This window comes from Streptomyces sp. NBC_01689 (assembly GCF_036250675.1).
Lineage (GTDB): Bacteria > Actinomycetota > Actinomycetes > Streptomycetales > Streptomycetaceae > Streptomyces.
Window position 1 is genome coordinate 6,649,751 of sequence record NZ_CP109592.1, and the last position, 13,525, is coordinate 6,663,275.

Below are 13,525 nucleotides of genomic sequence, written 5' to 3' on the forward strand. Positions count from 1 at the left end.
GCGGGAACCCGTCACTAGGATCGACACGTTGATCCGATACCAACGCACGACGGGGCTCCCCGCCCCCGGACACCAATGGGAGGACTCGTGGGAGTCAGCCTCAGCAAGGGCGGCAACGTATCGCTGACCAAGGAGGCCCCGGGACTGACCGCGGTCATCGTCGGTCTGGGATGGGACGCCCGTACGACGACCGGCGTCGACTTCGACCTCGACGCCAGCGCCATCCTCACGAACGCGGACGGCAAGGTCAGCTCCGACCAGAACTTCGTGTTCTTCAACAACCTGAAGAGCCCGGACGGCTCGGTCGAGCACACCGGCGACAACATCACCGGTGAGGGCGAGGGCGACGACGAGCAGATCAAGGTGAATCTCGCCGCTGTCCCCGCCGACGTCCAGAAGATCGTGTTCCCGGTCTCCATCTACGACGCCGAGAACCGCCAGCAGTCCTTCGGCCAGGTCCGCAACGCGTTCATCCGCGTGGTGAACCAGGCCGGTGAGGCGGAGATCGCCCGCTACGACCTCTCCGAGGACGCCTCCACGGAGACCGCCATGGTCTTCGGCGAGCTGTACCGCAACGGCGCGGAGTGGAAGTTCCGCGCCATCGGCCAGGGGTATGCCTCGGGCCTGCGCGGCATCGCGCAGGACTTCGGCGTCAACGTCTGAGCCGCACTCCGGCGTAGAGCCCCCGGCCCCACGGCCCTGCCCCGGGCCCACGGCCTCCGGCTCCCCGGCCCGGCGCCGCACCGCTTCCGGTGCGACGCCGGGCCTGCCCGATCTCCGCGCGCCCGGTGTGCGACCTCCGGGCGCCCGGGCGCCGCGCGCATGCTGTGCCGTGCCGGGGGAAGACACCCCCCGGACCCGGACCGGAAGGACGGGCCGGCCGGGGACGGCGGGGACACCGCCCACAGAACTGAGTGAACGCTTCACCGGGGAGGAATCAGATCATGGGCGTCACGCTCGCCAAGGGAGGCAATGTCTCCCTCTCCAAGGCCGCACCGAACCTCACGCACGTGATGATCGGTCTCGGCTGGGACGCACGTTCCACCACCGGAGCCCCCTTCGACCTGGACGCCAGCGCGCTGCTGTGCAACTCGGGCCGGGTGCTCGGCGACGAGTGGTTCGTCTTCTACAACCAGCTCAAGAGCCCGGACGGCTCGGTCGAGCACACCGGCGACAACCTCACGGGTGAGGGCGAGGGCGACGACGAGTCGATCCTGATCGACCTCTCCAAGGTCCCGGCCAATGTCGACAAGATCGTCTTTCCGGTCTCCATCCACGAGGCGGACAACCGCGGCCAGACCTTCGGCCAGGTCAGCAACGCCTTCATCCGTGTGGTGAACCAGGCCGACGGCCAGGAACTCGCCCGCTACGACCTCTCCGAGGACGCCTCCACGGAGACCGCGATGATCTTCGGCGAGGTCTACCGCTACAACAGCGAGTGGAAATTCCGCGCGGTCGGTCAGGGATACGCGTCAGGGCTGCGCGGTATCGCCCTCGACTTCGGAGTCAATGTTTCCTAGGCCCACCTGCACCAGCCGCGGGCGGGCCTCTAGACTTCGTGGTCAACAGTAGGTAAAGCCGAGTACGGCGCGGGGGAGACCTTCCCCCGAACCGGCGCTTGGGGGTGCCCCCACCACACGATGATTGGGTAGCCAGTGCTTCTGAAAACCTTCGGCTGGTCGTTCGCGGTCACCGCGCTCGGTCTGGTCGCAGCGGCCTTCTACGGGGGGTGGACCGCCTTTGGCATCGTGGCGATCCTGGCCGTCCTGGAGATCTCGCTGTCCTTCGACAACGCGGTGGTCAACGCCGGAATCCTGAAGAAGATGAGTGCCTTCTGGCAGAAGATCTTCCTCACGGTCGGTGTGCTGATCGCCGTCTTCGGCATGCGTCTGGTCTTCCCCGTCGTCATCGTCGCCATCAGCGCCAAGATCGGCCCGATCGACGCGGTCGATCTCGCGCTGAACGACAAGGACAAGTACCAGCAGCTGGTGACCGACGCCCACCCGTCGATCGCGGCCTTCGGTGGCATGTTCCTGCTGATGATCTTCCTCGACTTCATCTTCGAGGACCGGGACATCCAGTGGCTGCGCTGGATCGAGCGTCCGCTCGCGAAGCTCGGCAAGGTCGACATGCTGTCGGTCTGCATCGCCCTGGCCGTCCTGCTGGTCACCTCCTTCACCTTCGCGGTCCACGCCCACCAGCACGGCGGCGGGCACGCCGACAAGGCGCAGACGGTACTGATCTCCGGCATCGCCGGTCTGATCACCTACATGGTCGTCGGCGGACTCTCCGGCTACTTCGAGGACCGGCTCGAAGAGGAGGAGGAGCGCACCCACGAGGAAGAGGAGGAGGCCGAGCGGACCGGCAAGAAGAAGCCGGCCGTCGTCCTCGCCGGCCAGGCCGCCTTCTTCATGTTCCTCTACCTGGAGGTCCTGGACGCCTCCTTCTCCTTCGACGGCGTCATCGGCGCCTTCGCCATCACCAACGACATCGTGCTGATGGCGCTCGGCCTCGGCATCGGCGCCATGTACGTCCGTTCGCTCACGGTCTACCTGGTCCGCCAGGGCACCCTCGACGACTACGTCTACCTGGAGCACGGCGCGCACTACGCCATCGGCGCCCTCGCCGTGATCCTGCTCGTCACCATCCAGTACCAGATCAACGAGGTCATCACCGGTCTCGTCGGTGTCGTCCTGATCGGCCTGTCCTTCTGGTCGTCGGTGCGCCGCAACCGGGCGCTCGCGGCCGCCGAGGGAAAAGGCACGACCTCGGACGAGAAGGCTGAGGTCTCGTCCGGGGTCTGACGGACCGGTCCTTCCCGGACCCCCGGTTCACCCCCGGGGGCGCCGGCCACGTCCTTGCGGACGCCCCGTTCCGGCCCTCCGCCGCGGGGCGGACGGGCGCGGGTGTGAACCGGGTGCGGGGGAGGGAACGCTCTGAACGGGGCGGCTGTCGAGGACCGGTCCTCACGGCCGCCCCGCCGCATATCGAGGCAACATGGGGGCGGGATCGGCAATGGGCTTCTGGGACGAGCTGTGGCGCGGGCGCACGACGGACTTCGACTCCGGCAGCGCGGCCACCAACTCCATCGAACTGACGAAACGCAGCCACACGGTGTCGCTCACCAAACAGGGCGCCGCCACCGGAAACCTCCGCATCAACCTCTCCTGGCGGATGCGCACCTCCGACATCGGCGGCGGTCAGCAGCGTGGCAGCCTGCTGCGCCACCCCCTCAAGATCTTCAAGCCGGACGTGGTCCAGGCGCACACCCAGAGCATGGTGAACGTCGACCTCGACCTCGGCGTGCTGTACGAGCTCACGGACGGCACCAAGGGCGTGGTCCAGCCGCTCGGCGGCCTCCTCGGCGAGATAAACGACCCGCCGTTCGTGAAGCTCAGCGGCGACGACCGGTTCGGTTCCGGCTCCGGCGAGACGGCGTACGTCAACCTCGACCACCGCGACGACATCAAACGACTGCTGGTCTTCGTCTACATCTACGACCAGACCCCCGCCTTCGACCGTACGCACGCCGTCATCACGCTCTACCCGAGCAACGGCCCGCGGATCGAGATCGGCCTCGACGAACGCCATCCGCAGGCCCGGTCCTGCGCGGTGGTGATGATCGAGAACAACAAGGGCGAGATCACCGTGCGCCGCGAGGTGAAGTTCGTCTACGGCTTCCAGGCCGAACTCGACCGGCTGTACGGCTGGGGACTGCAGTGGGGGCGGGGGTACAAGTCCAAGGTCGACCGCTGACCCCACACCCGTCCCGCCGGGCGGCTTCCCGCCGTCCGCCGTGCCCGTCCCGGGGCCGCCGCCGGGCAGGTCTCCACCTGCCCGCCCGAGCGGCCCCGCGGGGCCGCCTCAGCGGCCGACGAACTGGGGGCCCTGCGGCGGCAGCCGGAAATCCGGGTCGGGCAGGGTGCCCACGGCCTGCGGGAAGCCGTACGCCGGGGGGACGGCGGGTGCCGTCTGCGGCTGCGGATAGCCGTAGGCCGGCCGGCTCGCCGGCTGGGGATAGCCGTAGGCGGGCTGCGCCGGCGCCGTCTGCGGCTGCGGATAGCCGTACCCGGACTGCGGGGGCACCGGGGCGGGCTGCTCGGCCGGCAGCGGTACAGAGGTCTCCGGCGATGTCACCGGAACGGCCCAGTCCGCCGCCTCCGGCACGGTCCCGGCCTCCGGCTCCGACTCGTCCACCGTGATCCCGAAGTCGGAGGCCAGCCCCTCCAGCCCGTTCGGATAGCCCTCGCCGAGCGCCCGGAACTTCCAGCCCGCACCGCGGCGGTACAGTTCGCCGCAGATCAGCGCCGTCTCCGTACCGGTCTCCGGCTTGATGTCGAAGTACGCCAGCGGTTCACCCTCGGCACCGGAGGCGTCGTACAGCAGAATGCGCAGGGACCGTACGCGGTCGAAGGAGACCCCGTCCGCCGATGCGACCAGCAGAATCTGTCCGACGCCGGACTCGACACCGGCCAGATCTGTCTGGATCGTGTCGGTGAGGCCCTCGGCGACGCGCTTCTTGCCGAGGCGCCAGACCTTGCCCGAAGGATGACGTGGCTGGTTGTAGAAGACGAAGTCCTCGTCGGATCGCACACGACCGTCGGCACCGAGGAGCAGTGCCGAGGCGTCGACGTCCGGGACACCCTGCCCGGGCGTCCAGCGCAGCACGGCACGAACCGCTGTGGCGTCCAGCGGGATGTTCGACCCCTTCAGCATCGCGTGCGTCATGCGGTCATCCTGCCCTCTCGGTCCTGGTCACGACAATGCGGGGTGAGGATTCCCCATCGGAGCGTGAGGTCAACCGACATGGCCGGGTTACCTGAACTTCACACCCGGTGGGAACCCCTGACATGCGTTTGTACGTACTATTACCGGCCACCTCCCGATAGATCCGACTAGCCGCCATGGGGGAGTCTCATGCGTCATTTCGGGCACATCGCCCCTGAAGAGCGGCAGCGACTCTTCCACCGCGAGCCCTGCCTCTTCACCGCCGACTCCCCGCCCCGCCTGCTGGCGGCGGCCCTGGGAGCCACGCTCTACAGCCCCGCGACCCGGCCCCAGCTGGCCGACGACGTCCTCAAGCAGGCCGCACGCGGCGTGGTCTCCATGGTGCTGTGCCTGGAGGACTCGATCGACGACTCCGAGGTCGTGGCGGCGGAGCAGAACCTCGTCCGGCAGTTCGCCGACCTGGCCGCCCGGCCCGCGGCCGAGCTCCCGCTGCTGTTCGTACGGGTGCGCGAGCCGGAACAGATCCCCGACCTCGTGCGGCGCTTCGGCGCGTCCGTACGGCTGCTGTCCGGATTCGTCCTGCCGAAGTTCACCGAGGAGCGGGGCGTCCCCTTCCTGGAGGCGCTCACCGCCGCCGAGGCCGCGAGCGGGCGCCGGCTCTTCGCCATGCCCGTCCTCGAGTCGCCCTGCCTGCTGTACCTGGAGAGCCGCCGCGAGACCCTGGCGGGCATCTCCCGGGTCGTCGACAAGTACCGCGACCGCGTCCTCGCGCTGCGCCTGGGCGTCACCGACTTCTGCTCGGCGTACGGACTGCGGCGGGCGCCCGACATGACCGCCTACGACGTCCAGATCGTCGCCTCCGTGATCGCCGACGTGGTGAACACGCTGGGCCGCGCGGACGGCACCGGCTTCACGGTGACCGGGCCGGTCTGGGAGTACTTCCGGGTGCAGGAACGTATGTTCAAGCCGCAGCTGCGCCGCAGCCCCTTCCAGGAGGGCGAGGTCGAGGAGCTGCGCGAGGCACTCATCGAGCACGACATGGACGGACTGCTGCGGGAGATCGCCCTCGACCGCGCCAACGGACTGCTCGGCAAGACCTGCATCCACCCCTCGCACGTCCCGGCCGTGCACGCCCTGTCCGTCGTCAGCCACGAGGAGTGGAGCGACGCGCAGGACATCCTGCGGCCAGAACGCGGCGGCGGAGGCGTCCTGCGGTCGGCGTACACGAACAAGATGAACGAGGTGAAGCCGCACCGCGCCTGGGCCGAGCGCACTCTGGAGCGCGCCGAGGTGTTCGGTGTCGCCAACGAGGACATCGGCTTCGTGGAGCTGCTCGCCGCCGGGCTCCCGGCCTGACCGGGCCGCGCCGACACGTACGACCTCGCAGACTAAGGAATCGATGGACAACGTGGTGTGGACGGGGACCTGGGTCGCGCGGCGGCTCGGTGTCGAACTCGTCGGTGACGAGAAGCTGGCCGACCTGCTGGGGCTCGCGCTGCGGCGCAACCCCCGGCGGGCCCACCTGCTGGTCTCGAACGTCCTGGGCAAGCACGTCCCGCAGTCGCCGTCCGTGGTGTACGGCCACGGGATCGCGCTCGGCCGCCGGGTGCGGGAGCTGCTCGGCACCGAGGAGGCCCGTGCCGCGGTCGTCCTCGGCTACGCGGAGACGGCCACCGGGCTCGGCCACTGCGTCGCCGACGGGGTGGGCCTCGCGCCCTACCTCCACTCGACGCGCCGGCCCGTCCCGGGCGTCACCCCGGCGGGCGGTTTCGAGGAGTCGCACTCGCACGCCACCTCCCATCTCCTGCTGCCGCAGGACCCCGGTCTGCTGGCGGGGGACGGTCCGCTGGTCCTCGTCGACGACGAGTTCTCGACCGGCAACACCGTCCTCAACACCATCCGCGACCTGCACGCCCGCCATCCGCGCGAGCGGTACGTGATAGTCGCGCTGGTCGACATGCGGTCGGCCGCCGATCTGGGGCGCCTGGAGGACTTCGCCCGGGAGATCGGGGCCCGGGTTGACCTGGTCGTCGCGGCCAGCGGCACGGTGAAGCTCCCAGAGGGCGTACTGGAGAAGGGCCAGGCCCTGGTGGCGGAGTACGAGTCCGCGGACCGGGACGCCGTGACGTCCGGGCGCGCCCCGGACGCCGGGTCCGTGCCCGCGGCCGGTGCGGCAGCGGGCGACGAAGCCGTTCGCCCCGCCCCGGTGACACCCGCCCCGGTGACACCCGCGGACGCGCCGTCGGCCCGGCGGCCCGGGGCCGCGCACGGGACGGCCGCCGAGGACGGCCCGTCCCCCGCCGCCGGCACCGCGGGAGCGGCCCACGGCCCGGCCGGAGGGCGCGGAAGCGTCCCGCGCCGCCGTACGCACCCGGCCGCCACCCGGGTCGAGCTCGGCTGGCCGCGCGGAGTTCCCGACGGCGGCCGGCACGGCTTCACGCCCGGCCACCGCGTCCGGCTGGACGGCACGCTGCCCGCCATGGCCGCCCGGATCGCGGAGGCGCTGCCGGACGGCGCCCGCCGCGTGCTGGTACTCGGCTTCGAGGAGCTGATGTACGCGCCACTGCGGCTCGCCGCGGAACTGGAGCAGGTCGTGGCCGCCGAGGTGCGCTACTCCACGACCACCAGGTCCCCGGTCCTCGCCGTCGACGACCCCGGCTACGCGATACGCACCCGGCTCGCCTTCCCCGCCCACGACCACCCGGACGACGGCCCGGGGGAGCGGTACGCCTACAACGTCGCCGGCGCCGGCTTCGACGCCGTCGTGGCCGTCGTGGACTCCGCCGCCGACACCGCCGAGCTGCACGCCCCCGGCGGACTCCTGGACCGGCTCGCCGGCCACACCCCGAGCGTCCTGCTCGCCGTGGTCCCCTCCCACGTCCCCGCCCGGCGCTCCACCGAAAGGCCCTCCATGCTGCCCGAGCCCCTTCGCGGCCCCGCCTTCTCCTCGTACGCGCCGGACGAGGTCGGCTGGCTGCTGCGGGACCTCTCGGACGTGACCCTGGAGGCACCGACGGAGGAGCGCGAGGAGGCGATCCAGAGCGGCGGCGCCCATTACGCCGAGTCGCTGCCCGTCGAGTACCAGCCGAGCGACCAGTACCAGGAACTGTTCCGCGCGGCCCTCGCGACCTCGGCGGCGCGCATCGCCCAGGCCGTCGGCGCCGTCACCGAACTGGTGCTCGCCGAACGCTCCCGCTCCCCGCTCGGCCCCGGCCCGGACGCCTCCGCCTCCCGGCCGGTCCTGGTGTCCCTGGCCCGCGCGGGAACCCCCGTCGGCGTCCTGATGCGCCGCTGGGCCCGCCACCACCACGGCGTCGACCTGCCGCACTACGCCGTCTCCATCGTCCGCGGCCGCGGCATCGACCCCAACGCACTGCGCTGGCTGGCCGCCCACCACGACCCCGCCGACGTCGTCTTCGTCGACGGCTGGACCGGCAAGGGCGCCATCACCCGTGAACTGGCCCAGGCCGTCGAGGAGTTCGAGGCGGCCGAGGGCATCACCGGCTTCGACCCGGAGATCGCGGTCCTCGCCGACCCGGGCTCCTGCGTCCGGACGTACGGCACCCGTGAGGACTTCCTGATCCCCTCCGCCTGCCTCAACTCGACCGTGTCCGGGCTGATATCGCGGACCGTCCTGCGCTCCGACCTGGTCGGCCCGCACGACTTCCACGGCGCGAAGTTCTACCGCGAACTCGCCGGCTCCGACGTCTCCGTCGAGTTCCTCGACGCCGTGGAGGCCCACTTCCCCGACGTCGCCGAGGCGGCCCGCACCCAGGCGAAGGAACTCCTCACCGCCGACCGCACCCCCACCTGGGAGGGCTGGGCGGCCGTCGAGCGGATCAGCGAGGAGTACGGGATCCACGACGTGAACCTCGTCAAGCCGGGCGTCGGCGAGACCACCCGGGTACTGCTGCGCCGGGTCCCCTGGAAGATCCTGGCCCGCGCGGGAGCCGGCGCCGATCTCGATCACGTACGGCTGCTCGCCGAGCAGCGCGGGGTGCCCGTCGAGGAGGTCGCCGAACTCCCCTACACCTGCGTGGGGTTGATCCACCCGAAGTACACGCGCGGCGCGACCGGCGCCGACGGCCGGGCGGTGGCGGTCTGATGGCCGCCGCGAAGGCGCTCGTCGCCAGCGATCTGGACCGTACGCTCATCTACTCCGCCGCGGCCCTCGGGCTGACGATGCCGGACGCCCGGGCCCCCCGGCTGCTCTGCGTCGAGGTGCACGAGAGCAGGCCGCTGTCGTACATGACCGAGACGGCCGCCGCGCTGCTCCCGGAACTCGGCGACCGGGCGCACTTCGTGCCGACCACGACCCGCACCCGCAAGCAGTACCAGCGCATCAACCTGCCGGGCCCCGCACCGAAGTACGCGATCTGTGCCAACGGCGGGCACCTGCTCGTCGACGGTGTGTCCGACCCGGCGTGGCACGCCGGGGTGAGCGCGCGGCTCGCCGCGGAGTGCGCTCCGCTGGCCGAGGTGCGCGCCCACCTGGAGGCGACCGCCGACCCGGCCTGGGTGCGCAAGCACCGGGTGGCGGAGGACCTGTTCGTCTATCTCGTGGTCGAGCGCGAACTGCTCCCCGAGGAGTGGGTGAAGAGCCTCGCGGTGTGGGCCGAGAACCGCGGCTGGACCGTCTCGCTCCAGGGGCGCAAGATCTACGCCGTCCCGAAGCCGCTCACCAAGAGCGCGGCGATGCGCGAGGTCGCCCGGCGCACCGGCGCCACGCTGACCCTCGCCGCCGGTGACTCCCTGCTCGACGCCGACCTGCTGCTGGCCGCCGACCGGGGCTGGCGCCCCGGCCACGGTGAGCTGGCCGAGGCCGACTGGGCCGGGCCCGCGGTCACGGCGCTCCCGGAACGGGGCGTCGCGGCGGGCGAACGGATCCTGCGGGAGTTCATGACCGCCGCCGCCCACCCGGAGCCGTCCTGACGCCCGGCCGCGGGGGTTTCGACGGGGACCCGGGACTGTCCTGACGTGTGGCCCGGTCGGTCCGATGCCCGACGCGGACCGGCAGTCCGGCGTGGACCCGGGGCCGGTCTGACGGCCGCCCCGGGCGGATCCGACGCGGACTTGGGGCCGATCGGGCGTCCAACTCGGACCGGTTCGGAACGCACTTGGGGTCGACCTGACATCGAACTCGAACGGGTTCGACGTGGACCTGGTACCGGTCGCACGCCCAACCGGAGCCAGTTGAAGGTCAGTCGGGCTGCTTCGAAGCCCGACCCCGGCCGTTCCGAACACCCGGGCCGTGTGGGACGCACCGCACCTGGTGCTGCTGAAGAAGCGGCGAGCCTCCCGGCGGCACCTGGCCGCGTGGAACGACGTCGGCGTGGTCCCTGTCGGGCGGCCCGAACATGGGAGGAGCCGATCACCGTCCGCGACCAGGCCGGCTCCTTGGCTCGCACCGGGGCGGGTCCGAACCCGGACCGGCCCGCCGTGGGCCCGGGGCCGATCTGACGCGTACCGGGGCCGGTCCGACCCGCACTCGGTCGCCGGTCCGAAGCCCCACCCGGACCGGCCCGCCGTGGACCCGGGGCCGATCTGACGCGTACCGGGGCCCCTCCGACCCACACCCGGGCCGGCCCGCCGCATGCCCGGGGGAGGGAGGCCCGCCGCGTACCCGGGGGAAAGCCCGCGCACCCGGCCCGGGCCGGTCCGTACCCCCGTGCGGACCGGCGGACGCTCCCGCGGCGCCGTCCGGGAGGACGACGGCGGAGGCCGGGAGCGTCACCCCTGGCATCCGCCGGACCTACGTGAAGAGTTCCTGAGAAAAGTCGGGTCAGCCGCAGCAGCCTCCACCGCAGCAACCGCCGCCGCCCCCGCCCCCACCACCGCTCGGGCGGGGCGCCGGCGCCCCGCCGCCGGTCGCGACTGCGACGGTGGAGAGAAGTTTCACTGTGTCGTCATGTCCGGCGGGGCAGGCCGCCGGAGCCGCGGAATCCGCCATCGGGCGGCTCAGTTCGAAGGTGTCGCCGCAGGTCCGGCAGCGGTACTCGTAGCGAGGCATGTGCCCAGGTTAGCGGGCTGATGGCGGCGATCGCAGTCTTCCGGGACGCGGCTTTCCGGAGGGGACGGCAGGGACCGGAAACAGACAGTTCACGCTCGCGCGCGGCAGGCCGACTTGAGCTCCGGAACATTTCTGTCTCGTTCCTGAGCGAAGAGATCGTATTAGTCGCTGATAATTTAAGAGGGCCGCGACGAGCCGCAAGGTCGGGGAGGGGGGCTCGCAGCCGCATGTGCGGCCGCTGCATCTGCCCGCGCGCGCAATTCCGAAGTGCGGAGGGAGACGCAGTCGTGATCGAGGCATGGCATCGCTTGGATGCCCCGCATCCCCTGGGCCGTCCATGTGCCGGAGCCCGCCATGGCTGATCCGGAGGACGACGGCCGCACGGGCCGTCGCACGGGCGAGGGCGAGCCGAAGGGCTCCGCGGCCGGGCGCAGGGGGAACGAGACGCCCGCCGAGGAGACCACGCAGCTTCGTATACCACCGCGCGTACCGGAGAACGCGTCGCAGGGCACGGAGCGTCCCGCGGAGGAGACCACCCAACTGCGGGTGCCGCCCGCCGAGGAGACCACCCAGCTCCGTATACCGCCGCCGGTGCCCCGGAGCCCTTCGCGGCGCGCGGAGCGTCCCGCCGAGGAGACCACGCAGCTTCGCATACCGCCGGGCGCCGAAGTCCCCGACGGCACCTCCGGCGAGGAGTCCGCGCCCGCGGAGGAGGAGTCACAACAAGCCGATCGAGGGGCGAATTCACGCCATCGAGGCTCCCGTCGCCGACCGGTGCAGTCCTCCGCGCTCGCCGCGCGGCTCGCGCCGGTGGCCCGTCGGCTGAAGCCGCAGTACCCCCGGCCGGGCCGGGCCGGCTGGCGACGCTGGGTGCCCTCGTGGCGCCAGTGGCTCGCGGCCTGGGGTCTGGGCATCGGACTGAGCACCTCCCTGCTGGCCATCGCCTACGCCGCCACGGACATCCCCAAGAACCTGAACACCTATGCCACCCAGCAGGACAACGTCTACTTCTGGTCCGACGGAACGCCCATGGCCCGCACCGGGTGGGTGCAGCGCCAGGCGATGCCGCTGAAGGACATACCCGAGCAGGTGCGCTGGGCGGTGCTGGCGGCCGAGAACGAGAGCTTCTACTCCGACCCGGGCATCTCGTTCAAGGGCATCAGCCGCGCCCTGGTGCGCACGGTGGGCCAGGGGGACACCCAGGGCGGTTCGACGATCACCCAGCAGTACGTCAAGAACGTCTATCTGACCCAGAACCAGACGGTGACCCGCAAGTTCACCGAGGCCATGATCTCCCTGAAGCTCGACAACAGGATGAGCAAGGACAAGATCCTGGAGGGCTACCTCAACACGAGCTGGTTCGGCCGGGGCACCTACGGCCTCCAGCGCGCCGCCCAGGCCTACTACGGCAAGGACGTGAGCAAACTCGACGCGAGCGAGGGCGCGTTCCTCGCCTCGCTCCTCAAGGGCGCGGGCCTCTACGACCCCACCCTGAGCCAGAAGAACCACGACCGGGCCGTGGAGCGCTGGTCCTGGATCCTCGACCGCATGGTCAAGATCGGCAAGCTGTCGCCCGCCGAGCGCGCCAAGTACACAAAGTTCCCCGAACCCCTCAAGCAGGGCCGGGTCTACGACACCGGCAAGCAGAGCGACTACCTGGTCGAACTGGCCACCCAGTACGCCAAGAAGGCCGCCCACATCTCCGACAAGGAGTTCGACCTCGGCGGCTACCAGATCTACACGACCTTCGACCGCAAGCGGGAGACCGCGCTCACGGACGCCGTCTCCAAGGCCCGCAAGAAGGCGCTGAAGAGTGACCCGGGCGCGGCGAAGACCGCGCACTACGGGGCCGCCTCGGTGGCGGACGACGGACGGATCCTCGCCGTCTACGGCGGTCCGGACCACCGGAAACAGGGGTACAACGAGTCCAACGCGACCACGGTGCCCGCGGGTTCGGCCTTCCTGCCGTTCGTGTACGCGGCCGGGCTGCAGCACGGTGTGCACAAGACCCGTGACAGCGCGGCGACACCGGTCTCGCCCGAGTCCCTCTACGACGCCGACGACGGCGTCCCCGTCTCCACGCCCGAGGGCCCCTACTGGGACCGCAGCGGCAAGAAGGTCGCCGCCCACAACGACGGCAACAAGTCCTACGGACGGATCAGTCTGCGCAAGGCGCTCGCCGGGTCGGTGAACGTGCCGTTCATGCAGCTCGGCATGGATACCGGACTGGACAAGGTGCGGGAGACCGCAGAGGCGAGCGGCCTGCTCTCCTCCAGCCTGGGACCGCAGGTGCCCGCGCTGTCGCTGGGCAGCTCCACCCCGAGCGCGATCCGGATGGCGAACTCCTACGGCACGTTCGCCGCGGGCGGTACGCACACCGAGCCGTACTCGGTGCGGCGCATCACCCGCAACGGTTCCTCGGTCGCCCTGGAGATGCCCCGGCCCCGCCGTGCGATCCGCCCCGAGGTGGCCGGCCAGGTCACCGAGGCCCTCACGGACGCCTTCCGTGAAGCGCATCCCGGCGCGACCCAGTCCGCGCCGCAGGCGGCCGGGAAGGCCGGCACCACGCAGGACGACAAGGCGGCCTGGTACGTGGGCACGGACCGTTCCGTGTCGACGGCCGTCGTCCTCTACCGCCTGGACCTGACCAAGAGCCTCGAACCGCTGCCGCTCAAGGGGATCGCAGGCACACCCGACGACGATGTCCCCTACGGCATCTGGGCCGGCGCCATGAGCCCGCTCGGCTGACCACGACGGCCGCGAGGCCGTCCCCCGCTCCGTCCGCCC

The 13,525-nt window shown here is 71.2% G+C and carries 10 protein-coding genes; 8 read left to right on the forward strand and 2 right to left on the reverse strand.

Features of this window, described 5'->3' with window-relative positions; genetic code table 11:
* Nucleotides 1-87: 87 nt before the first annotated feature.
* The 4 genes from OG776_RS28330 (at nucleotide 88) to OG776_RS28345 (ending at nucleotide 3,756) form a co-directional block, all read left to right on the forward strand.
* Complete coding sequence (locus tag OG776_RS28330) at nucleotides 88-663, forward strand: TerD family protein (protein WP_148013793.1); 576 nt, start codon at nucleotides 88-90, stop codon at nucleotides 661-663.
* Nucleotides 664-944: 281 nt separating this feature from the next.
* Entirely contained in the window at nucleotides 945-1,520 is a 576-nt protein-coding gene (locus OG776_RS28335; RefSeq protein WP_148013792.1) for a TerD family protein, read from the forward strand.
* 135 nt (nucleotides 1,521-1,655) lie between these two features.
* A complete protein-coding gene (locus OG776_RS28340; protein ID WP_148013791.1) occupies nucleotides 1,656-2,804 on the forward strand; it encodes a DUF475 domain-containing protein in 1,149 nt (382 codons plus the stop codon).
* Between the two features lie 211 nt (nucleotides 2,805-3,015).
* A complete protein-coding gene (locus OG776_RS28345; RefSeq protein WP_148014129.1) occupies nucleotides 3,016-3,756 on the forward strand; it encodes a TerD family protein in 741 nt (246 codons plus the stop codon).
* Nucleotides 3,757-3,864: 108 nt separating this feature from the next.
* On the opposite strand, the gene OG776_RS28350 is transcribed toward OG776_RS28345, so the two are convergent.
* The gene (locus tag OG776_RS28350) at nucleotides 3,865-4,728 is read right to left on the reverse strand and encodes a TerD family protein (RefSeq protein ID WP_329322731.1); all 864 of its coding nucleotides are present in this window, start codon (nucleotides 4,726-4,728) and stop codon (nucleotides 3,865-3,867) included.
* A 189-nt stretch (nucleotides 4,729-4,917) separates the two neighbouring features.
* On the opposite strand from OG776_RS28350, the gene OG776_RS28355 reads away from it, so the two are divergent.
* The 3 genes from OG776_RS28355 to OG776_RS28365 are packed head-to-tail and all read left to right on the forward strand — an operon-like array spanning nucleotide 4,918 to nucleotide 9,660.
* Nucleotides 4,918-6,084 (forward strand): HpcH/HpaI aldolase/citrate lyase family protein, encoded by a 1,167-nt coding sequence (locus tag OG776_RS28355; RefSeq protein WP_148013789.1) that lies wholly within the window; start codon nucleotides 4,918-4,920, stop codon nucleotides 6,082-6,084.
* Between the two features lie 43 nt (nucleotides 6,085-6,127).
* Complete coding sequence (locus OG776_RS28360) at nucleotides 6,128-8,833, forward strand: phosphoribosyltransferase (protein ID WP_329322732.1); 2,706 nt, start codon at nucleotides 6,128-6,130, stop codon at nucleotides 8,831-8,833.
* Nucleotides 8,833-9,660 (forward strand): HAD family hydrolase, encoded by an 828-nt coding sequence (locus OG776_RS28365; protein WP_148013787.1) that lies wholly within the window; start codon nucleotides 8,833-8,835, stop codon nucleotides 9,658-9,660. Before OG776_RS28360 ends, OG776_RS28365 begins: the two co-directional genes overlap by 1 nt.
* An 850-nt stretch (nucleotides 9,661-10,510) precedes the next feature.
* Here OG776_RS28365 and OG776_RS28370 read toward each other — a convergent pair.
* A complete protein-coding gene (locus OG776_RS28370; protein ID WP_329322733.1) occupies nucleotides 10,511-10,738 on the reverse strand; it encodes an FmdB family zinc ribbon protein in 228 nt (75 codons plus the stop codon).
* A gap of 312 nt (nucleotides 10,739-11,050) precedes the next feature.
* On the opposite strand from OG776_RS28370, the gene OG776_RS28375 reads away from it, so the two are divergent.
* Nucleotides 11,051-13,486, forward strand: a complete 2,436-nt coding sequence (locus OG776_RS28375) for a transglycosylase domain-containing protein (RefSeq protein WP_261994891.1) — start codon at nucleotides 11,051-11,053, stop codon at nucleotides 13,484-13,486.
* The last annotated feature ends 39 nt before the right edge of the window (nucleotides 13,487-13,525 follow it).

What these genes read in the sequence shown, in the direction of transcription:
- OG776_RS28335 (WP_148013792.1), top strand. Translation starts at nt 945, where the DNA reads ATGGGCGTCACGCTCGCCAAGGGAGGCAATGTCTCCCTCTCCAAGGCC.
- OG776_RS28345 (WP_148014129.1), top strand. Translation starts at nt 3,016, where the DNA reads ATGGGCTTCTGGGACGAGCTGTGGCGCGGGCGCACGACGGACTTCGAC.
- OG776_RS28350 (WP_329322731.1), bottom strand. Translation starts at nt 4,728, where the DNA reads ATGACGCACGCGATGCTGAAGGGGTCGAACATCCCGCTGGACGCCACA.
- OG776_RS28355 (WP_148013789.1), top strand. Translation starts at nt 4,918, where the DNA reads ATGCGTCATTTCGGGCACATCGCCCCTGAAGAGCGGCAGCGACTCTTC.
- OG776_RS28360 (WP_329322732.1), top strand. Translation starts at nt 6,128, where the DNA reads ATGGACAACGTGGTGTGGACGGGGACCTGGGTCGCGCGGCGGCTCGGT.
- OG776_RS28365 (WP_148013787.1), top strand. Translation starts at nt 8,833, where the DNA reads ATGGCCGCCGCGAAGGCGCTCGTCGCCAGCGATCTGGACCGTACGCTC.
- OG776_RS28370 (WP_329322733.1), bottom strand. Translation starts at nt 10,738, where the DNA reads ATGCCTCGCTACGAGTACCGCTGCCGGACCTGCGGCGACACCTTCGAA.
- OG776_RS28375 (WP_261994891.1), top strand. Translation starts at nt 11,051, where the DNA reads ATGCCCCGCATCCCCTGGGCCGTCCATGTGCCGGAGCCCGCCATGGCT.